Source organism: Enterococcus sp. AZ095a, from assembly GCF_050546735.1.
In the GTDB taxonomy this organism is placed as follows: Bacteria; Bacillota; Bacilli; order Lactobacillales; family Enterococcaceae; genus Enterococcus_D; species Enterococcus_D entomosocium.
Window position 1 is genome coordinate 94,920 of record NZ_CP172953.1, and the last position, 21,017, is coordinate 115,936.

The following is a 21,017-nucleotide window of genomic DNA, read 5'->3' on the forward strand; positions in this document are numbered from 1 at the left end:
TAGTCATGAAATTTGTCGGCCTAATCGGAACGAACGCCAAAAAATCGACCAATCGCCAATTAGTAGCGTTTATGCAGCGAGAATTTGCTGCCCTAGCAGAAATTGAACTGCTGGAAATCAAGGATGTTCCAATGTTCAATGAAACACAAGATCAAACCAATAGCGAAGTGATCCAACGGTTAAATAGCAAGATTTTAGCAGCCGATGGAGTGATTATCGCAACACCAGAGCATAACCATTCGATTCCTTCCGCATTGAAAAGCGTCTTGGAATGGCTCTCCTTCAATCTCCATCCCTTTGATGGCAAACCAGTGATGATCGTCGGCGCATCCTACGATGTGCAAGGCTCCTCCCGAGCACAGCTTCATTTGCGCCAAATCCTTGACGCTCCAGGTGTCAATGCGACAGTCATGCCAGGAAATGAGTTCTTGCTGGGGCGTGCGCATCAAGCCTTTGATGAACAAGGCAATTTAAAAGATCAACGAACGATCGACTTTTTGGAAAGCTGTTTCCGCAAGTTCGTTCGGTTTACGGAAGTCGCTAATTTGTTGAACGTACCAGAAGAAGTCGTTTATGAGCCTGGTGAATACACCGTCACAGCACCAGGACATAACGGGGATCTACCAATGGTCGTCAAATTAAGCAAAGAACGGATCGAAGCCATCGATATCGATACGTCTGGTGAATCAGAAGGGATCGCTGATGTCGTTTTCGTACGGATCCCTCAAGAGATCATTGAAGGGCAAACCTTAAATGTCGATGCGATCTCTGGTGCTTCGGTTACTAGTAACGGTGTCGTCGATGGGGTAGCGAAAGCCGTGAAAATGGCTGGTGCGAACCCAGATGTCTTGCGCAAACGTCCAAAAGCCGCCAGTGCTTTACAAACAGAAGATGAAACGTATACTACCGATGTCGTTGTCGTAGGTGGCGGCGGCGCAGGTCTGAGTGCAGCTGCCAGTGTGCTGCAAGCCAATAAAGACGTGATCTTAGTAGAAAAATTCCCAGCGATCGGCGGCAATACCGTACGTACTGGCGGACCGATGAATGCTGCGGATCCAAAATGGCAAAACGGCTTCTCCGCATTGCCTGGCGAACGCAGTGCTTTAGAAGAAGTTCTGACGATCGATGAACAAGACATCGATGCAGAATACTTGCCAGACTTCAAAGCTTTGAAGGCACAAATCACTGCGTATCTTTCAGAAACGACGCCAGAAAAAGAATACTTGTTTGATTCTGCTTTGTGGCATCGAATCCAAACTTATCTAGGCGGAAAACGCAAAGATTTGAATGGGCAACCGATCTATGGGAAGTACGAGCTAGTGAAAATCTTGACGGATCAAGCATTGGCCTCAGTGAAATGGTTAGAAGAAATCGGCGTAGAATTTGATATGAACAATGTCGATATGCCAGTAGGAGCGAAATGGCGCCGTGGGCATAAACCAGTCAAAAACGAAGGGTATGCCTTTGTATCGGCTTTGCATCAATTCGTGAAAGAACATGGCGGAACGATCTTAACCGATACGCCTGTCAAAGAATTATTGATCGAAGATGGTAAGGTTACTGGAATCATCGGGGAAGGCCGTAACGGTCAAAAAATCACAATCCATGCCAAAGCAGTGATTTTGGCTTCCGGCGGGTTCGGAGCGAACACCAAAATGTTGAAACAATACAATACCTATTGGACAGAGATCGAAGACGATATCAAAACGTCAAATTCACCAGCGATCACTGGTGACGGGATCAAACTAGGGGAAAGTGCTGGCGCGGACCTTGTTGGCATGGGCTTTTCACAAATGATGCCCGTATCTGATCCGAACACAGGGGCTTTATTCAGTGGGCTGCAAGTGCCGCCAGCTAACTTTGTGATGGTCAATCAAAAGGGGGAGCGCTTTGTCAATGAGTACGAAAGCCGCGATGTATTGACCCAAGCGGCGATCGATAATGGCGGATTGTTCTATTTGATCGCGGATGAAGAGATCAAGAAAACCGCTTATAACACGAGCCAAGAAAAAATCGATAAGCAAGTAGCTGCTGGTACGCTGTTCCGCAGTGAGACCTTGGCTGGCCTGGCAGAGCAGATCAATGTTGATCCAGCCGTCTTAGAGGCGACCGTTGCGAAATACAACAGCTATGTGGATGCTGGGAAAGACCCAGAGTTTGGCAAAGATGTTTTCGACTTGAAAGTGGAAAAAGCGCCTTTCTATGCCACACCAAGAAAACCAGCGGTTCACCACACGATGGGAGGATTGAAGATCGATCCGCAAACCCATGTGTTGACGAAGGAAGATCAAATCATTGAAGGACTATATGCAGCAGGAGAAGTTGCTGGGGGGATCCATGCCGGCAATCGCTTAGGCGGCAATTCGTTGACAGACATCTTTACTTTTGGCCGGATTGCTGGAAAGACAGCAGTCGCAGAACATCTCGAATAAAAAGCCTTGCGCGTTGTGACTCGTCACGCGCGCTAGCTTTTGAAAAAACATGTGAATAAAGTAACATGCTTAAAACAAAGGAGAGAAAAAATGGAAACAAAAATCAATCGCTGGCTGATTCTGATCGCTTCGACCGCAGTGTTGCTGTGTACGGGCGCTGTATATGCCTTTAGTGTCTTTGCAGGACCTCTTAGTCAATTAAAAGGTTGGTCCATGGAAGAGATCATGCTAGCCTTTACCATCAATGCCGCAGTTGGCCCGATTACCATGATTTTGGGTGGTTTGCTGACAGACCGAGGAGCCGCTAGATGGGTCATCGCTGGTGGAGGCGTGTTGTTCGGAGCGGGTTTCTTCCTGACAGGTTTGGTCAACTCACCCGCTATGCTGTACCTGACTTATGGAGTCTTTGCTGGTTTAGGGCAAGGCTTTGCCTATTCAGCTTGTTTAAGCAATACGATTCGGTTATTCCCGGATAAACGGGGACTGGCTTCGGGCTTGATTACAGCAGGTATGGGTGGGGCAGCGATTATTGCCGCACCGATTGCGAATCGTTTGATCGAATCACAAGATGTCTTAGCGGCGTTTCGGATTTTAGGAATTGCCTATATCGTGATCGTCTTGGTGGCTAGTCTATTTATTCGTAAAGCACCAGAAAATTACCGTCCAGCAGGTTGGCAACCAGCGGATCAAGGAAAAAATGGTCCTCAAATCAATCTAAATTGGTTGGACATGCTGAAGACACCAACTTTTTACTTGATTATCGTTATGTTAGGGGTAGGGGCTTTCTCAGGTTTGATGATTGCTTCCAACGCCTCAGTGATCGGGCAAAGTATGTTTGGTTTGACGGCAGCGGCCGCTGCCTTTTATGTCAGCTTGTACTCATTGAGCAACTGTTTTGGTCGTGTCCTTTGGGGCACCGTTTCTGATAAAATTGGTCGGACGAATACGTTGATGATCATCTATGGCGTGGTGGCATTGTCCTTATTCTTATTGACGCTTGGTCAAACAACTGTGATCTTCACTGTCGGGATCATCGGTTTAGGACTGTGCTTCGGGGGCGTGATGGGGGTATTCCCATCGATCGTTATGGAAAATTACGGACCGATCAATCAAGGGGTCAACTATGGAATCGTCTTTATTGGTTATTCTACGGCGGCATTCTTTGGCCCCAGAGTTGCAGCAGCAATCGCAGAAAGTAACCAAGGAGATTATACAAAAGCCTTCTATACGGCAATTTTCTTGGCCGTTTTTGGGCTTGTTCTCAACATAGGCTATGCGATGCTAAAAAAAGCCAAAAAGCCCGCACCTGTTATTAAATAACAATTCACCAAAAGTAGTCTTTTTGATAAAGGCTGCTTTTTTGGTGCTAAAACAACTCTTTTTTCTTTTTTTAGAACAGAGTATTGGCTGATGAAGCAAAAGAGAAAACTGTTTCATAGCAAGAATTTATCTCGTTGATTTCACTGTTTTTTCATCTTAACCCCCCATTTTTTAATAAATCGTGTTACAATAAAAAAAGGCTAATACGACGGAGGGATTAAATGACAATTCGTAAAGAACGACGCCGCTTAGAAAAGCGCTTGAAGCGCACGCAATATACCCAAAAAAGTATTACGATGGCTACTACTTTAGTAGCGGGATCAACGTTTATCCCGACCTTAGGGCATGCGGCTGAAACGGCAACGACAGAAACCAGCAATGACCTTAAGGTCGTTGAACAAACAACAAACACTACACCAGAAACCGACAGCACGCCGGTTGAGGAAACGACAGAATCGACGACAGCACCTGTTGTGACCGAAGAAACTTCGGAAATAACGGAGGAGTCAGGAGCTGAAGCAGTTACTGAGGGATCAGAAACAGCGACGACAGAACGCACAACAGTCGCTAGTGATGAAGTCTTAGAAGCAGATGAAGTACCATCAGTCCTTTCTGATTTGACTAGTCGGGCATTATTTTCACGGGCAACGATCGATCCGGCTGCCTTTATCAGTCAGATTTGCGGCTATGCAACGGAAGTGGCGGCAGCAAACGATCTGTATGCCTCTGTTATGATGGCACAAGCGATTTTGGAATCTGGTTGGGGCGCCTCGACTTTGACGACCACGGCCAACAATATGTTTGGGATCAAAGGCAGCTACAACGGCCAATACGTGACGATGGATACGTATGAAGATGATGGTTCCGGCAATTATTATTTGATCAGCGCTAAGTTTCGGAAATACCCATCATTAAAAGAGTCTTTTGAAGACAATGCATATGTGTTGCGCAACACGAGTTTTTCTAGCGGCAACTACTATTACAGCGGTGCATGGAAAAGCAATACGACCTCTTACACACAAGCGACCGCTTGGCTACAAGGGCGGTATGCAACCGATACTTCTTATGCCAGCAAATTAAACAATTTGATCAGTACGTATAATTTAACGCAATATGATACCGGCAGCTCAAACACAGGTGGCGGCAATAGCAATGAAACGATCGTCAGTGATGAAACAGCGATCAATCAGCAGATGAAAACCACGTCATCTATGAATATTCGTTCCGATGCTTCCACCAGTGCCTCTATTACTGGTTCGTTAGCAGCTAATACGACGTTTACGGCAACGGCGACCAAAACCGGCACCAGCGTCAATGGCAACACCACGTGGTATAAGATTTCTGGCAAAGGTTGGGTCAGCGGCGCGTATTTGACGAAGGTTTCGACCGACTCTTCAAACAACAATAGCGGATCAGGCAACACCGGTTCTGACAATGGCAATTCCGGTACGACGATCAACAAGCAAATGAAGACGACAGAAGCGATGAATATTCGTTCTAGCGCGTCCACTAGCGGATCAGTGGTAGGGTCACTTAGCAAAGGTACGACCTTTACTGCCACTTCCATGAAAACCGGCACATCAGTCAATGGCAACAAAAATTGGTATTATGTCTCTGGCAAAGGTTGGGTCAGCGGTGCCTACCTTACTGAAGTGACCAACAATAATGCTTCTGAAGCGGAAAAAGAAGACAATGGTTCAAGTATCAATCAACAAATGAAAACGACGGCCGCATTGAATGTCCGCTCCGATGCTTCTACCAGCAGCCGTGTCGTGACAACGCTTGGTCAAGGGGTGACCGTTACCGTGACAGCGAAAAAGAACGGCACTTCAGTGGAAGGCAATAAAACGTGGTACTACGTTTCTGGCAAAGGTTGGGTCAGTGGTGCCTACTTGACAACAACCAGCAGCTCTTCCAATAATAACGGTTCAATAACCACAAATCAGCAAATGAAAACCACCGAGATTTTAAATGTTCGTTCCGATGCTTCTACTAGCAGTAGTATTACTGGTTCTTTAAGTAAAGGAGCAACCGTCACGGTTACCGCAACAAAAACCGGGACGACCGTCAATGGCACGAACAAATGGTATTATGTTTCTGGCAAAGGCTGGGTCAGTGGTGCCTACTTGACGTCTGCTAGCAGTGGGTCTTCTAATACGAATACCAGCAGCAGTTCAACGAAGACGCACACGGTGAAATCAGGGGACAGCTTATGGTCACTGGCACAAAAATATAACACCAGCATCAGCCAACTCGCATCATGGAACAACATCAACAGCAGCTATACGATCTTTGTCGGTCAAAAACTGATCGTTTCCAAGTAACAAGCAAAAAAACCGCGTGCAAGCCATTGGCTCACGCGGTTTTTTTATGATGGATCCGCTTCTTCCGGAGCAGCTAGTTTTTTTTTCAAGAAACCGCTTGTTTTCCGTAAGCGCAATCAAACTATTTGGTCAATCATAGAACCCTGCGTTAGAATGAAAGAAGCAATAGAAATTGCTAGTTTTAAAGGAATTGCTTCAGAACCAGAACGATCGAAGCGTACACAAAATAAGGAGGATTTCACATGCACAACAGAAACCTAACGATTATTGGCAGTTACGACACTCGAACAGAAGTATTACCGGTTATTGAGCAATTGACAAACGAAGGCTATGGCAAAGAGGATATCGTGCTGTTTGCGAATCAAACAGTCATCGATCAATTTGGGTTAGAATCCATCGACGATGTGGAAGTGGAGCAGGCAGCTAGTGAGGATGAAGATCGTTCGCTTTGGGAAAAAATCAAAGATGCTTTTTCTTTCGGCGATTCCGATCATAGGCATGATGAGCATGATCCGTTATATGGTTATCGTGATGACCTTGAACGAGACAAACTCGTTGTCGGTGTCTACGATTATCAGCCGATGGACAAAATAACCGATCGTGATGCAGATACTGGGCCAATCATCGATCAACCGTTACCAGGTGAAACAGCAATGCCAGATGAGTCCGTCCATCCAACGCCCCGCATGGGAGACAGCGATATTGAAGCACCGATCCATGACCCGAATCATCTGCGAAACTTATAAGTAAAAGAATTTCTTAAGTAAAGGAACCATTAAAGCCAGAGGAACGAGCATCCGTCGCACCTGCCAACCCTTAGTGAAGGGATGGGCCCGCAGGTGATCGACCGTCGCCCTCGGGCTTTTTTTGTTGCGCAACGGGCATTCATGTCTTTGTCATCTTTGAAAATAAAACTTAATTTGTTGACGATTGCTTTTTTTTGTATAATATAAGAATGAGATAGATCATTGACGGAAGGTCCAACCATATTTTTGGGAAAGGATGGGGAGTGCGATGAAATTCAAGTTCAATATGCAGTCGGCATTAGTCAGTTGTTTTGTTGCGGTTTTTTTGAGTGTGGCGATCAATCAAGATGCCAATGCCTTTGTTGCCGCGCCCTTTGTACGAGATTCTTCCAGTAGTTCCTCCGAGCCACCTTACCAGACAGCAAGCAGCAGTATCGAAGAAACCTCTGATTCCAGTCAGATTTTTTATGAAGCCAGTGTTAGTTCTTACACATCGCCTTCAACGACTAGTCGCTCGATCGAAGCGTCGACAAATGAAGGCACGTCTGTTTCCGTAAGTGAAGCAGAGACAGAGCCTAGCGTCAGCACTTCTGCAAGTAGCGAAAGCAGTTCGAGTACCGCGCCGAGTGGCGGATCAACCACCACCAGCGATACTTCTAGCAGTAGCGCTAGCAGCAGTTCTTCAAGCTCTTCCAGTACGAGTTCGACCAGTACTACAACAAGCAGCTCCAGCAGTGAAACGACTGAGCCGTCTTCAGAAACCTCCAATAGCGACGACGAAGCTGCGGAAGATACGAGTGAAAATGTTGATCTAACAGTCGAAGGGGCTCACTGAGCCTGACTGTAAAAATCAATCTCATCTAAAGGGACCATTTCAGCTAGGCCTTGAGCCTAGCTTTTTTATTTGCTTATGGTCAGAGCCACGAACACACCAAGTGTACGAAGGATGCGCGATTCCTCACTCTGAGACTTCAAAAAGTAGCAAAGAGGAAGGTTTTTTGGAGGATTGCTGGAACAGAAAAGAGCTGTCTTACGTTTTTATTCACTGCCTCCATAAAAAAAGCTGCACTTGCAAGCATATCATAAAGTGATTCTGAGTAGTTTCGCTATAATAAGTGCGAGGAGGGGTGTTATGGGAAAGTATTTTAAGCACTTCGAAAAATTGATTAGTGTTGTGGTTGATATTATGTTAGGACTGTTGGTTCTGTTGGTTTTGGTGGTGATGGCGGAAGCGATCTATAAAATCGTTGTCCATGTGATCCCACTGCATGAAGTTAGCGATCTTTCTTTATTGATCGAAGAGATCGCAACATTGTTTATTTTACTGGAAATTATTTTGATGTTATTGCGTTACGTAAAAGAAGGTCACCATATTCCGGTGCGCTACTTGATTTTGATCAGTATCACAGCGATTTTAAGGGAGTTGCTTTTAGCGCAGGGAAAAGGGTTAGAAACGCTCTTTTTAGCCTTAGCGATCTTGGTCTTGATCATTGTGCTGCAGGCGTTGGAAAAACTCAAAGCCTTTCATAGTTCCAAAGGACTGTAAAAAAAATCATCCGATTGGTTGACGAATGACTCGTCAACCAATCGGATGATTTTTTAATTCTTCAAAAAGCACTCGGCTTTCTTGCTGCAGCCGCTTGCCGATATCTGTTTGCCCTACCGTTGTTCTTTCCGTTTGCCGCACGACGATTTTTTTCTGAGTGACGATGTCACGTCGCTGCTGGATGGCTTGCTGGCGATCTGTAAAGGGTTGATGGGCTGCTAAGGTCATGCCGAAGGAATTTGACAACAGCGTGTAACCAGCAATGCCTGTGACGGATTGGTAGGAGCGGGAAAGTCCGCCATCAATTACCAATAAACGACCATTTGCCTTGATGGGCGTCTCGCCTTTACGCACTTTGACAGGGGTGTGGCCATTGATGATGTGGCCTGTCGGCGGCAGACCGAAGGCAGCTAGGACACGGCAGCAGAAGTCTTCGTTTTCCCTTAAAGAATAATAGGCATTTTTTTGTTCCTTATGAGTGTTGCGATCTGCTATAAAGTAGCGCTCAAAGGTTTTCATGGCTTTTTTGCCGAAGAGGGAAGAGCCTTCGCCACACCAAAGATACCAGATCATATCGGTGGCAAGGTCTGTTTGGTTTTCTGGTTGGGCAAAACTTTCCTGCAAACATTGCTGAAAAAAGTCCATCAACGCTTTGCCTGCCAAGGGCTGCTGCTGGAAAGTAAAGGCCAGGAAATCGCCGTTTTCCCGACAAGGCAGGCAGCCGTGATACAGTAGGTTGTCGTTGAAGCGCTGGTACAATGTACCATGCTCGACCAAAAAGCGCATATGCGCAGCTAAGCGGGGCGAGCGTTGAAATTGGCTCAGCAAATCTTGCAATACTTCATGTTCTTCGGCTGTCAAACGGTAAGGATCATCGGGATCTACTAGTTGAAAACAGCCGTTGATCAAAGGATAGGTCTGGTCTAGCTGGATTTGTTGTCGATCTTGAGACAAGCGATGCAATAAGCAGCGCTCTGCCATCGCAAATGCCGGTCGCCGCTGGATCACGGCTGCTTCGACTTTGAATTGGATGATGGCAAATGCCTGCTGCAAAAGCATGGCGGCTTTTTTTTGCTGGCTTGATAAAGGGTCCACTGTTTTTTGCGGATAAAAGCCGGCATTTTCTGTGTAATATTTTTGGCTAAAAGCCAGTGCTTTTGATAGATCGATCCCATAACCATCTTGTAATAATGCCAAATTGCCGTAGCGAGCAGCGATGCGGATCGTATTGGCCAAACAGGGCAGCGAGCCGCAAAAGCTACCGATCCACAAGATATCATGGTTGCCTAGCTGAATATCCAGTGAAGGCAAAGCCATCAAGCGATCGACGATTTTGTCTGGCGCCGGTCCTCGATCATAGATATCGCCTAAGACATGGAGATGGTCCACTACGAAACGCTGAATCAAGTACGCCAGTTCTTGGCAAAAAAGCGGGGCTGCCTCTAATTCAATGATCTTATCAAAAATCGCCTGATAGTAAGCTTCTTTATTGAAGTCGGCATCATATTGGTACAACAGTTCTTCTAAGATGTAAGCAAAAGAAGTCGGCAATGCTTTGCGTACCTTGGAGCGTGTGTATTTACTGGAAGTAAAGCGGGCAACTTTCACTAGCTGTGCCATCTTCAAGCGCCAATCGGCAGGGGTCCAGGCCTGTTCTTGTAATAGCTCCTCTGGATAATAAATGACAAAACAGAGTTCGGTCTGTTCTTCTTTCGTCAAGACACCGGTAAACAAAGTCTCGACTTTTTCTCGAATACTGCCAGAACCATTCCGCAAAATATGGTCAAAGGCATCGTATTCGCCATGCAGATCGCTGACAAAATGCTCGGTAGCTTTCGGCAGCTGCTGGATGGCTTCCAAGTTGATGATCTCGGTCAGGTTTGCCAAGGTGTCTTTATTGAACATGGGCCTGTTCTTTGGCTTGTTCTTCAATCAGCATCGCGCTTTCTTCAATGGAGCGTTTGCTGACATCGATCACCGGAATGTTCAGCTTTTTGAACCATTCATTCGCGTAGGCTAATTCTGCTTCGATTCGTTCACAATTGGTGTAATGGGTTTCTTCTTTCAAGCCCAATGAATGCATCCGGGACCGCCGGATTTCCGTAAGGGATTCTGGATTCGTAGTCAAACCGACCATTTTCCGTGGGTCTACTTGGTGCACTTCGGCTGGCAAAGCGACTTCAGGAATCAAAGGCAGATTCGCCACTTTGTAGCCGCGATTTGCCATGTATAGGCTCAATGGGGTCTTTGAGGTTCGCGAAACCCCTAATAGGACAAAGTCAGCATCGAGAAATCCCCGTGGGTCTTTGCCGTCGTCGTATTTCACCGCAAATTCCATCGCGGCCACCCGGCTGAAATATGCTTGGTTCAAGCGATGCAAGGCACCAGGCTCTTGGACGGCTTCTACACCGAATGTTTTTTCCAGCATCGTGGTCAAGGGCGACATAAAGTCGACATGCTGCAAGCCAGTCCGTTTGGCAAAGGCATCAACAAAAGCGACTAATTCTTTATTGACTAAGGTGGTAACGACGATCGATTTGTCTAGCAAGGCATCTTTGAGGATCTCGCCTAAGCTCTCTTCATCATTAGTAAAGGGAAAGAGCTGGATATCTGAAAGGTCGATCGTGGGAAACTGCGCGGAAACGGCGGCGATCAGCTTTTGTGCCGTTTCGCCTACGGAATCTGAAATCAAATATATTCGAACGTTCTTCATTGTTTTTTCCCCCTAAAAGTGTGTGTTGTCGCTGTCATTGCCTGCTTGAATAAAGTAATTCATCAGCCGCGTCTTCGTGATTTTGCCGATGACTTTTTTTGGTTCCTGTGGATCGACCACTGGCAAGGTATCGACTTCATGTCGTCCTAACAACGTACCAGCCGTCAAGATCGTTTCTTCCGGTGTGATGGTCACGATGTTTGGCATGCGAGTCATGATCATCGCTACGGGTGTTTTTTCCGGTGCGGCATTGCTGATCGCAAAGCGCAGCAGATCTTTGCGGGAGAGTACCCCAATCAGTTCGTCTTGGTCATTTTTGACATAGAGGGAACCGACATCGTACATAAACAAAGTCGTGACTGCTTCATAAACGGAGACCGTTTGTGAGATCAGCAACGGTGGGATCATGACTTCTGCAACTTTGGTATGGTAGAGTTTTTCGAAAAGCAAAGGCTCAACGGTTTGTCCTGTATAGAAATAGCCGACTTTCGGTCGGGCGTCTAATAAACCGGTCATGGTCAAAATCGATAAGTCATTCCGCAAGGTTGCGCGGCTCAAACCCAACTGCTTCGCAATGGTCTCCCCACTGATCGGCTGATGCTCTTTGACGATCTCAATGATTTTCATTTGTCTTTGGCTTAATTCCAATGTGTCACCTTCTTTCTTTTATGTGCTATGCTATTGATTATATGATTTTCCGAATGAAAAGGCAATCCTTCTCTTTTAAAAAGGATAAATCCCTTAAAAGTTTTCTTTTTTTGGCTTGACGATTAAATGTGTCATACTATATACTGCTAATTAATCGAAATAGTATATAACATTTAAAAGGAGGAACATGATGGAAAAAGCAGTCGTATGGTTTTCAGAAGGCACGAAAGAGCAAAAAGCATTATTAGGCGGGAAAGGGGCAAATCTTGCGGAGATGACCAATTTGGGTTTGCCTGTTCCTCAGGGATTTATCGTCCCGGCCACCATTTGCCTGACCTATTTAGAAGAACAGGTTCTTCCTGAGGCGATCATCAAGCAAGTCAAAGCTGCCATCGAAGAATTGGCAGTCCGCAGGAACAAAACATTTGGCGGACTGCAGTCGCCGTTATTGGTTTCTGTCCGCAGTGGTGCCAAGTTTTCCATGCCAGGGATGATGGATACGATCTTAAACCTTGGGTTGAATGATGAAACCGTCCAAGGGTTGGCTCAGCAGACGGGGGACCCCGTCTTTGCTTATGATTGTTACCGCCGTTTGATCCAGATGTATGGGGATGTGGTGAAAGGTGTAGCAAAAGAACACTTTGAAGCCTATTTGACAGATTATAAGAAACGGCAGAATTATGTGTCAGACCAAATGATGACCGGCAATGACTGGCAAATGATCTGCCGCGTGTTTCAAAGTATTTATATGGAACATACCCAAGAAGCGTTTCCCCAAGACCCGTTTCAGCAATTATTGGCAGCCATCACGGCAGTTTTTCGCTCATGGAACAACCCACGGGCTAAGACCTACCGTTCCCTCCATCGGATCCCTGACGATCTAGGGACTGCCGTAACGATTCAAGAAATGGTTTTTGGCAACAGCGGGATAAATAGTGGGACGGGTGTCGCCTTCACCCGCAATCCAGCAACCGGGGAACCGGGACTTTTCGGCGAATTTCTAGTGTGTGCTCAAGGGGAAGATGTGGTTGCTGGCATTCGTACACCACAACCGATCCAAGCGTTGGCGCAACAACATCCTGTGATTTATCAGGAACTAAAGCAACTGGCTGAGGGTTTGGAGGATCACTATCAAGACATGCAAGACATTGAATTTACCATCGATGACGGCCAGTTGTTTGTCTTGCAAACAAGAAACGGCAAACGAACCGCCGCTGCGGCAGCGCAAATTGCAACGGATATGGTCGCAGAAGGTCGGATCACCATCAGGCAAGCCTTAGACCGAATCACACCAGAAATGATCGATCAATTGTTGCACCCGTTATTTGCCCCCGAAGCCTTGCAACAAGCCGAAGCTTTTGCGCAGGGCTTGCCGGCTAGTCCAGGGGCAGCTTCAGGACATGTCTATTTCACTGCAGAGGCGGCGGAAAAAGCCAGCCGCACAGGAGAAAAAGTCCTGCTGCTGCGGCAGGAAACCTCACCTGAAGATATTGAAGGCATGGTGGTGAGTGAAGCGATCATTACCGCTCGTGGGGGGATGACTTCTCATGCGGCGGTGGTCGCCCGTGGTCTGGGGGTCTGCTGTGTGGTAGGGTGCGAGGCACTAAGCGTCGATGCATTTTTGAAACAGGCCCGCTGCGGCGAGCTGCTGATTGAAGAAGGTGACGTACTTTCCGTAGACGGCAGCAGTGGCAAACTGTATCAAGGGCAGCTGCCTATGACCAGTGTACAGGAGCGGGTTTTGCTGGATCAGCTTTTGACGTGGGCACAAGCCCAGGCAGATCTAAAGGTTTACGCAAATGCGGAAACGAAAAATGACATTGAGGCTGCGCTGGCCTTTGGTGCAGCGGGCATCGGCTTAGCACGGACGGAGCATATGTTTTTTGGGGAAGCGCGTTTGTGGAAAATGCGGGAAGTCATCTTGGCAGAAACGAAGGCGGAACGATTGGCGGCTTTGGCTGAGATCAAGGCTTATCAAAAAGCCGATTTCCAAGAAATGCTGCAGGCCGCGCAAGGAAAAAAATGCACGATTCGTTTATTAGATCCACCACTCCATGAATTCTTGCCCCATGAGCATGAACGCCTTGAGATGGCCCGCCGCAGTAAAAAATCATTGGCAGTGATCGAGCGGCGAATTGACGAACTGCAAGAGGTCAATCCTATGATGGGGCATCGCGGCAGCCGTTTAGGACTCAGCTATCCAGAAATTTATGAAATGCAAACAGCGGCGATTTGTGAAGCGGCTGTGGAATTGCGGCAGCAAGGAGTCGAGGTAGAGGCGGCGATCTTATTGCCCCTGATCAGTTTGCCAGCAGAGCTGCAGGTGTTGAAAGAGACGTTGACACAGGTGATCGCTCAAGCAGAAGCAACCCTTCAGCAACCGTTGCACATCGAGATCGGGATGATGATCGAGACGCCTAGAGCGTGCTTGATTGCTGGGGAGTGTGCTGAAGAGGCGGCGTTCTTTAGTTTTGGTACCAATGACTTGACCCAAATGACCTTTGGCTTTTCGCGGGATGATGCCGGCAGCTTTATTCAAGCCTATTTGCAGTCGGGGATCTTACAAGAAGATCCTTACCAGCACTTAGATCAGGTAGGTGTTGGCGCGTTGATGCGTCAAGCGATCGCCGGCGTAAGAGATCGTCAGCCAGAGCACTCGATCGGTGTTTGTGGCGAAGTCGGCAGCGATCCCTATTCTATTGCGTTTTTGCGAGAGATCGGCATCGACTATGTTTCTTGTTCCCCATACCGGATCCCTGCTGCTTGGTTAGCGATCGCCCAATCAGCCCCCATTATCGAAGAGGCGTCAGTGAGCACCCGCTAAAATAGGAGAAAAAAATACACCGCAGTCCACTAGCAAGGTTCACTTGCTTGGTGGATTACGGTGTGTACGTACAATTTTGTCCTTACAGGGGCTGATCCGTTTTTTGGATCGCAGGTTTGCGTCCTTTTAAATACCAAGTGATCCCAATGACATGGGCGAGGTAGATGGCAGCGAGGACGAAACGTACCAGCAGATTGGGGATCAGCAGTGCAGGAATTGCAAAGACTACCAGCATCATGGCAAACATCCGAACCATTGCCTTGGTGCTCAGCTGTTTTTGTACGAGTGGTTTTTCAATGTATTTTTGATAATTCTCTGATTGAACCAAGCGTTGATAATAGGTATCGGAACTCCGCAGCCAGAAATAAGCCGTCAGCAAGTAAAAGACGGTTGTAGGTAAGAAAGGCAAAAATATTCCTAAAGTACCTAAACCGAATGTCAGTGATCCACAAAGAAAAAACAGTGTTTTTTTCAAAAGTAACCCTCCTTATTTGGGTGTTTCGTATCTTACCCTCAGTATAACGGAGGAGGGGCTGCTTGAACATGCGTTTTGTGCTTTTCCCCGTTTTTTAGCGGCAATAAGAGTTTTTCTTCCCCTTACTCCTGCTTTTTTGATAGACTAGAAACAACACAAAGGGGGAAGCAGCATGGAAACGATTGAATTGAATACCGGCATTCAGATTCCAGTGATCGGCAGCGGGACGAATACATTTGGGAAAGAAAACCGAGAATACCAAGGTGCGATCAATGATGATACGACAGAGCTATTGACTGCCATCAAGCTTGGGTATCGGCATTTTGATACGGCGATTTCTTACCGCAACGAAGCCGTGGTTGGCAAAGCCATCAAGGAAAGCGGGATTGACCGCAGCGAATTTTTCCTGACTTCTAAGATTCCTGGCAAACCAGAGCATACGCAAGATGCAGCTGCCGTGAAAGCGTCTGTCGAAGCGAGTTTAGCAGACTTGCAGACGGAATCGATCGATCTTTATTTGATCCATCATCCGTGGGACAACTTGGCAGAGATCGCCGCTGTCTGGGCGGTTCTTGAGGCTTATGTCGATAAAGGAGTCTTAAAAGCGATCGGGGTGTCCAATTTCCAAGAAGAAGAACTCAGCTATTTATTGGCAAACAGTCGGATCAAACCAGCGGTCAATCAGATCGAATCGCATCCAGGCAAGTGGAATGATGCGATCATCTCGTATTCCTTAGACAATCAGGTAGTTCCAGAAGCCTGGGGTCCGCTTTCCCGGATTTCGGAAGCGGCACGGGAAACCTTGACCCAAATCGGGGAAGCGCATCAAAAAACCTGGAGCCAAGTGGTCTTGCGTTACCAAATCGAGCGTGGGGTGATCGTGATTCCGAAATCCCATTCAGAAAAACATCAAGCCGAAAATTTAGCGCTCTTTGATTTCGCTTTGACGGCGGAAGAAAAAGCCGTCATCAAAGAATTATAGGCAATAGAAGCGGTCCTATTAAAGGGACCCTACAGCCAGTGCGGAAACTTCCGTACTGGCTATTTTTATGCAGTCGCAACGCTCCTTGATGACTGAGGAGCTTTTCTATTCGTTACAACAGCAACTGTAAGCCTTAGCAAAAAAGAAAATGCGCTTGCAGCCGTTTCTGACAATGAATCCTCTTAAATATTCAAAGAAATGACCGATTATCCTTACTAAGGGTCGTCTACGGACGAGTCTTCAGTGGATCGTGTGAAATTGGAAATGAAGGAGTGGCACAGTTGTGAAAAAAAGAAAAAAGACGATAGGAATTTATGTGATGATCACCTTGATGCTGGTTGCGGGGATCCCGATCATTGTCATGCTGACAAGTTCCTATTTAACCACCAAGAACTTATTGATTGAACGAAATGATTTGAACAAAGAAAGTGCCGTCAATTTGATCTTGGCGGAAGAAAAGAGTTTGCGCCGATCGACGGAAAGCAAATTGAAATCAATGGCTGAACTGCCAGCGATGAAAACAGAATTCAGCATGGGACGTATCCGTTCAGATCTTTCTTTAGCGATTGCTGGGAGCAACAGCTTCTTAGCAGTAACTTTTGGGACAGAAGATGATGAGTATGTGACCTTCAATCCCTTACCGGATGATTACAAGCCTACAATTCGGCCGTGGTACAAAGGGGCCGTGAAAGCCGAAGGAGAAGTGTATTGGACAGCACCTTATTTAGATACGGTGTCGAATCAATTTGTGACGTCGGCTTCGATCCGGGTCAAAAATTCCCATAATCAAGTGGGGGTTTTAAGCGTCGATGTTTCCTATGAAAGCATTCAAAACATCTTGTCTTCCTTTACCGTAGGGCGGACTGGGAATGTCACCTTAGTTTCAGAATCTGGGGTCATCGTGACCTCAAAAAATACCAAGCAAATCGGTAAGAATATCAAAGAAGAAGAAGTGTTCCAAAAAATCAAAGACGCCAAAGATCCGACAGGCATGGTTGGCTTAGGCGACTCGAATAAAGTCAATGATGTGTTGTATGACAAGTCTGCTGATTCCAATGTTTGGGCGTACTCCGAAGTCAAAGCTAGTGATCTAGACAAAGAGTTAGGGGCGTTAGTCCGCACCACGATTATCGTTACGATCTTGATGCTGCTCTTTGTAGGACTGGTTTCGTATGCCGCGATCAAAGTAGTCGCAGCGATCATCGATTGCTTCAATCGCTACTTTAGAAAAGTCGGTGAAGGCAAACTAGAGAAGATGAGCAAAACCAAACGAGCCAAAGGCGAAAAATGGACATGGGATCAACTGGCACGCCGAGTTGTATATCCAGACAAAGCAGGCAACGAGATCCAGCAAATGGCGGACAATTACAATGTGATGATCGAAGGCACGGGTGCATTGATCCAAAAAGTACAAAAAGAAAGCAACAGTGTCGCAGGAATGTCGGATTCTTTATTAGAATTGTCAAAACAAACCAATATTGCGACAGAAGAAGTCTCTCAAACCATTACGGGGATAGCTGAAGTGACCGGTGCTCAAGCCCAAGAAACAGAATACAGCGTGTCACAAATGCAAAATCTGTCGCAAGTCGTGAAAGAATTACGAGAAAATGTTGGCGGCATGAGCAGCAAGTCGCAAGAATCTACGAAGATCAATCAAGAAAACTTAACGATCATGGATCAAGTCGATGACAGTTGGCGACAAGAGTTGGCACAGATGGAGCGCTTGATGTCGAATATGACGGGAATGAATGATAGTATCCAAAACATCAACTCGATCATCGGGGTCATCAACGATATTTCTTACCAAACCAACTTGCTAGCCTTGAATGCATCAATCGAAGCCGCAAGTGCTGGCGAGTCTGGCAAAGGCTTTGCCGTCGTGGCTGCTGAGATCCGTAAATTGGCGGAACAAAGCAAAGCTTCTACCAAAGAGATCGAAGCGATCATTGAAGAAATTCGTGAGCAGTCTAGTCAAATGGTCAAACAAACGTCAGCGTCTGTCAAAGGCGGCGTTCGCCAAACCAACTTGATCAAAGAAGCGATCTCATCTTCAAAAGAAGTTTTCCAACGCAGTAGCTATATGATCGAAGGCATCCATCATATTGAAGCAGCCAGTGCCCGTATCGAAAATATTCAAAACAGTGTACTGGAAAACTTAGAAAACATTTCCGCATCAACGGAAGAAAATGCCGCTGGCACACAAGAAGTTTCCGCAAATGCAGAAGAAGTCTTGGCAACCATGGATGAATTTACCAACCATGTGGCAGACCTCAGAGACATTGCAGAAGAGTTGAAGCGATTGACCAATCGTTTTGAAGTGGAGAAATAAATCAAGCAAAAAAATCACTCATCAGCTATTCGCAAGAATGGCTGATGAGTGATTTTTGTTTGTTGAGGAGGAGACTACAAAAAAGCCAAGACGAATGTTGCTCATCTTGGCTTTTCATAATGATATTTATAAAACCTTATTACGGGCTATTGTGTCGTTTCGGTCCGCTGGATGATCATCTCCACGCGGCGGTTTTCCGAGCGGCCTTGTGGGGTGTTGTTATCGGCTTTCGGTTCGGTATCGGCAAAGGCTTGGATGGCAGCATTTTTTTCTAAAACGGCGCCTTTGCTGATGAAGTATTCCATAACGGTAATCGCACGAGCGGAACTAAGATCCCAGTTAGATTGGTAGCGGCCATTGCCTTTTTCCGGTACGTTATCGGTATGCCCGGCGATCACGATTTTGTTGGCTTTTAGTTTTTTCAGTGAGTCCGATAGTAGATCCAGTGACTGACGAGTGGTGTCCGTGATCTCGGCGCTACCAGAGGCAAACAAGATGCTGCTGGCTAGCGTGATATGCAAGCCATCGGATTCCAAGCGGACTTCTGTCTGGTCTTTTAAGCCAGAAGCGGCGAGTTCTTGTGACAGCTGGTCGCTGATTTTTTCTAGCTGCTGATTTTCCAGTTGGGTCCGGACCGCTGCTTCTTGCGCTTGTGCTTCGGCAGAAGTGGCGGCTTTTTTTCGCGGCGTGGTCTCGCCCATATCGATCACTGACCCGATGACGGAGGCGTTGCTGTGGTGGCTGGAAAGGATGGTGCCGAATTCGCTTCGGATTTCTTGAAACTTCTCATCATCGACTTTCGCCATGGCAAACATGACGATGAATAAGGCCAGCAGCAAGGTCAACATATCCGAGTAAGGCAAAAGCCACGCTTCGTCTACATGTTCTTCATGTTTCTTTTTTCGCTTCATGTCGCTTCACCCTTTATAATTGTTCTTGCCGTTTTTTCGGATCGATCAAGCTGTATAATTTTTTCTCAATACTTTTCGGCGATTGTCCGGCTTGGATCGCTAAGACCCCTTCAACGATGATCGACATCATTTGGACTTCTTGCTCCGATTTCAAAGTTAATCGTGAGCTAAAAGGAATGAACAGCACATAACCGAAGAAAATACCATAAAGGGTCGCCACAAAAGCCGCCGAGATCATATGACCCAGTGCTTCTACATCCTCTAAATTGCCTAGCGCCCCTATCAGCCCGATCACGGCTCCTAACACCCCTAAGGTCGGGGAACTCGTGCCGGCGGTTTTAAAAATAGCCGAGCCGATGCGATGCCGTTCTTCGATCCCATAGATCTCATTTTCCATGATTTCTTGGATCTGTTCGGCAGCGATGCCATCCACCACCATTTCCAAGCCCTTTTTTAAAAAAGGATCTTCTAAGTTTTGGATAGCACCTTCAAGAGATAGTAGGCCATCGCGCCGAGCTTGGTTAGCTAATTCAACGATGGTATTGATGGTTGTTTTTAAGTCGTATTCTTTATTTTTCAGCAGAACGCCGAAGATCTTCGGGATTTTTTTGATATCACTGCTGGGAAATGAATTGATAACGGCTGCGATCACACCGACGAAAATGATAATCGCGGCTGCCGGATTGATCAAAACGGCCACATTGGCACCTTTTACAATCATCCCAACCACCACAGATATCAATCCTAAAATAATACCGATCAGCAAGAAAAAATCCATTTGTTGCGTCCTCCTAAATTCTATTTCCAGGTTTTAAACCCTCATTTATTTTATCGGTGAATTAAAATCATTCTTAATAGCAAAAAAAAATAATCCAAAAAATAACTAAAATAAATTTTCTGTTTCTCCTTTTTTTGTTCTTTTTTTGACAAGTTTCGTCAAATTGTTGAAATGGTACAGCTTGCAATTTTTGTGAATATTTATAGATGGTACCGTTTTTTTTCGTGAAGCGCTTCTCAGGGTTTGTCATGTCATCAGGCACAAATGAAAATATTTTAATCAATTTTTCGAATAATGCTTGTTTTTTTATCAAAAAACTGATTTTGATCAAAAGGCATAGATATGCTTGTAAAACGCTTTATATCGATCGTTTGCTTTTTATAACTGGGGACGAAATTGCGATGAAACAGTGTTTAACAAATAACATAACACGTCTGTAACTTAAATGTCATATCCGTAAAGTTGCAAAAATCAAATTGTAAAATAAAAATAATTCTACTATAATGACATCACGTCTTCTTGTTTTTTTAATCTATAACAAAAAAATAAATAAATATATTTGTTTCTGTTCCATCGATGAAAAAAACGTTTGGTACAGAAGGTGGAAGGAGCAATTATTGTTGGATACCTATGATTTATTAAAAACAGCTATGAACGTTTCTGCACAACGCGCAGAATTGATTTCGTCTAATATCGCTAATGTCAACACGGATGGGTACAAAGCAAAACGCATCGTGTTTGAAAGCGAATTAAAGCAGGCACTCGCTTCGTCAGGGACCGACGCTGTAACAGAAGCGTCAGTTTCTCAAGTAAAACCGAAAATCACTGAAAATGCAACTACCAGTATCAAAGACAACGGCAATAACGTGGATCTTGAGGTAGAGATGTTGGATCAAGCAGCCAATGGGTTGTATTACAGTGCATTGACCGCACAAGTCAACGGACGCTTGCAAATGATGAACCTTGTCTTGAGTAATTGATAGAAAGCG

The 21,017-nt window shown here is 45.9% G+C and carries 16 protein-coding genes; 10 read left to right on the top strand and 6 right to left on the bottom strand.

Going from position 1 to position 21,017, the window contains the following annotated elements; all coding sequences use genetic code 11:
* Positions 1–5: 5 nt before the first annotated feature.
* From IGJ26_RS00435 to IGJ26_RS00460, 6 genes are all read left to right on the top strand, one after another.
* Positions 6–2,432 carry a flavocytochrome c gene (locus IGJ26_RS00435; RefSeq protein WP_430599782.1) on the top strand — a complete coding sequence of 809 codons (2,427 nt, stop codon included), beginning with the start codon at positions 6–8 and terminating at the stop codon, positions 2,430–2,432.
* A 90-nt stretch (positions 2,433–2,522) separates the two neighbouring features.
* The gene (locus tag IGJ26_RS00440) at positions 2,523–3,752 is read left to right on the top strand and encodes an L-lactate MFS transporter (RefSeq protein WP_061053544.1); all 1,230 of its coding nucleotides are present in this window, start codon (positions 2,523–2,525) and stop codon (positions 3,750–3,752) included.
* Positions 3,753–3,973: 221 nt separating this feature from the next.
* A complete protein-coding gene (locus tag IGJ26_RS00445) occupies positions 3,974–6,076 on the top strand; it encodes an SH3 domain-containing protein (RefSeq protein WP_430599783.1) in 2,103 nt (700 codons plus the stop codon).
* A 242-nt stretch (positions 6,077–6,318) separates the two neighbouring features.
* Complete coding sequence (locus tag IGJ26_RS00450; protein WP_008376644.1) at positions 6,319–6,822, top strand: general stress protein; 504 nt, start codon at positions 6,319–6,321, stop codon at positions 6,820–6,822.
* A gap of 268 nt (positions 6,823–7,090) precedes the next feature.
* Complete coding sequence (locus IGJ26_RS00455) at positions 7,091–7,657, top strand: hypothetical protein (RefSeq protein ID WP_005232821.1); 567 nt, start codon at positions 7,091–7,093, stop codon at positions 7,655–7,657.
* Positions 7,658–7,954: 297 nt separating this feature from the next.
* On the top strand, positions 7,955–8,368 hold the full coding sequence (locus IGJ26_RS00460) for a phosphate-starvation-inducible PsiE family protein (protein WP_005232820.1): 414 nt from the start codon (positions 7,955–7,957) through the stop codon (positions 8,366–8,368).
* A 33-nt stretch (positions 8,369–8,401) separates the two neighbouring features.
* Here IGJ26_RS00460 and IGJ26_RS00465 read toward each other — a convergent pair whose 3' ends face one another.
* Genes IGJ26_RS00465 through IGJ26_RS00475 form a run of 3 tightly spaced genes read right to left on the bottom strand, consistent with a single transcriptional unit; the run spans position 8,402 to position 11,729 of the window.
* Positions 8,402–10,273, bottom strand: coding sequence for a fructose-1,6-bisphosphatase (locus IGJ26_RS00465; protein ID WP_430599784.1), 1,872 nt, complete (start codon positions 10,271–10,273; stop codon positions 8,402–8,404).
* A complete protein-coding gene (locus IGJ26_RS00470) occupies positions 10,263–11,081 on the bottom strand; it encodes a pyruvate, water dikinase regulatory protein (RefSeq protein ID WP_005232818.1) in 819 nt (272 codons plus the stop codon). Before IGJ26_RS00470 ends, IGJ26_RS00465 begins: the two co-directional genes overlap by 11 nt.
* 12 nt (positions 11,082–11,093) lie before the next feature.
* Positions 11,094–11,729: a helix-turn-helix transcriptional regulator gene (locus tag IGJ26_RS00475; protein WP_005232817.1), complete on the bottom strand. Its 636-nt coding sequence runs from the start codon at positions 11,727–11,729 to the stop codon at positions 11,094–11,096.
* 190 nt (positions 11,730–11,919) lie between these two features.
* On the opposite strand from IGJ26_RS00475, the gene ppdK reads away from it, so the two are divergent.
* The gene (gene ppdK / locus IGJ26_RS00480) at positions 11,920–14,553 is read left to right on the top strand and encodes a pyruvate, phosphate dikinase (protein ID WP_275626449.1); all 2,634 of its coding nucleotides are present in this window, start codon (positions 11,920–11,922) and stop codon (positions 14,551–14,553) included.
* Between the two features lie 82 nt (positions 14,554–14,635).
* Here ppdK and IGJ26_RS00485 read toward each other — a convergent pair whose 3' ends face one another.
* Positions 14,636–15,028 carry a YbaN family protein gene (locus IGJ26_RS00485; protein ID WP_005232815.1) on the bottom strand — a complete coding sequence of 131 codons (393 nt, stop codon included), beginning with the start codon at positions 15,026–15,028 and terminating at the stop codon, positions 14,636–14,638.
* Positions 15,029–15,200: 172 nt separating this feature from the next.
* Here IGJ26_RS00485 and IGJ26_RS00490 point away from each other — a divergent pair, with 172 nt between their 5' ends.
* Positions 15,201–16,010 carry an aldo/keto reductase family protein gene (locus tag IGJ26_RS00490; RefSeq protein ID WP_016611619.1) on the top strand — a complete coding sequence of 270 codons (810 nt, stop codon included), beginning with the start codon at positions 15,201–15,203 and terminating at the stop codon, positions 16,008–16,010.
* Between the two features lie 283 nt (positions 16,011–16,293).
* Positions 16,294–18,339 carry a methyl-accepting chemotaxis protein gene (locus IGJ26_RS00495; RefSeq protein ID WP_016611618.1) on the top strand — a complete coding sequence of 682 codons (2,046 nt, stop codon included), beginning with the start codon at positions 16,294–16,296 and terminating at the stop codon, positions 18,337–18,339.
* Positions 18,340–18,485: 146 nt separating this feature from the next.
* On the opposite strand, the gene IGJ26_RS00500 is transcribed toward IGJ26_RS00495, so the two are convergent.
* Both IGJ26_RS00500 and motA read right to left on the bottom strand, forming a co-directional pair.
* Positions 18,486–19,250 carry an OmpA/MotB family protein gene (locus tag IGJ26_RS00500; RefSeq protein ID WP_008376629.1) on the bottom strand — a complete coding sequence of 255 codons (765 nt, stop codon included), beginning with the start codon at positions 19,248–19,250 and terminating at the stop codon, positions 18,486–18,488.
* 13 nt (positions 19,251–19,263) lie between these two features.
* Entirely contained in the window at positions 19,264–20,028 is a 765-nt protein-coding gene (gene motA, locus IGJ26_RS00505) for a flagellar motor stator protein MotA (RefSeq protein ID WP_005232810.1), read from the bottom strand.
* A 620-nt stretch (positions 20,029–20,648) separates the two neighbouring features.
* Here motA and flgB point away from each other — a divergent pair.
* Positions 20,649–21,008, top strand: a complete 360-nt coding sequence (flgB, locus tag IGJ26_RS00510) for a flagellar basal body rod protein FlgB (protein ID WP_034872092.1) — start codon at positions 20,649–20,651, stop codon at positions 21,006–21,008.
* The last annotated feature ends 9 nt before the right edge of the window (positions 21,009–21,017 follow it).

Excerpts from the sequence above, each read along its gene's own strand:
- IGJ26_RS00500 (WP_008376629.1), bottom strand. The coding sequence starts at position 19,250 with ATGAAGCGAAAAAAGAAACATGAAGAACATGTAGACGAAGCGTGGCTT.
- IGJ26_RS00435 (WP_430599782.1), top strand. The coding sequence starts at position 6 with ATGAAATTTGTCGGCCTAATCGGAACGAACGCCAAAAAATCGACCAAT.
- IGJ26_RS00440 (WP_061053544.1), top strand. The coding sequence starts at position 2,523 with ATGGAAACAAAAATCAATCGCTGGCTGATTCTGATCGCTTCGACCGCA.
- IGJ26_RS00465 (WP_430599784.1), bottom strand. The coding sequence starts at position 10,273 with ATGTTCAATAAAGACACCTTGGCAAACCTGACCGAGATCATCAACTTG.
- motA (WP_005232810.1), bottom strand. The coding sequence starts at position 20,028 with ATGGATTTTTTCTTGCTGATCGGTATTATTTTAGGATTGATATCTGTG.
- ppdK (WP_275626449.1), top strand. The coding sequence starts at position 11,920 with ATGGAAAAAGCAGTCGTATGGTTTTCAGAAGGCACGAAAGAGCAAAAA.
- IGJ26_RS00460 (WP_005232820.1), top strand. The coding sequence starts at position 7,955 with ATGGGAAAGTATTTTAAGCACTTCGAAAAATTGATTAGTGTTGTGGTT.
- IGJ26_RS00450 (WP_008376644.1), top strand. The coding sequence starts at position 6,319 with ATGCACAACAGAAACCTAACGATTATTGGCAGTTACGACACTCGAACA.
- IGJ26_RS00455 (WP_005232821.1), top strand. The coding sequence starts at position 7,091 with ATGAAATTCAAGTTCAATATGCAGTCGGCATTAGTCAGTTGTTTTGTT.
- IGJ26_RS00490 (WP_016611619.1), top strand. The coding sequence starts at position 15,201 with ATGGAAACGATTGAATTGAATACCGGCATTCAGATTCCAGTGATCGGC.
- IGJ26_RS00470 (WP_005232818.1), bottom strand. The coding sequence starts at position 11,081 with ATGAAGAACGTTCGAATATATTTGATTTCAGATTCCGTAGGCGAAACG.
- IGJ26_RS00445 (WP_430599783.1), top strand. The coding sequence starts at position 3,974 with ATGACAATTCGTAAAGAACGACGCCGCTTAGAAAAGCGCTTGAAGCGC.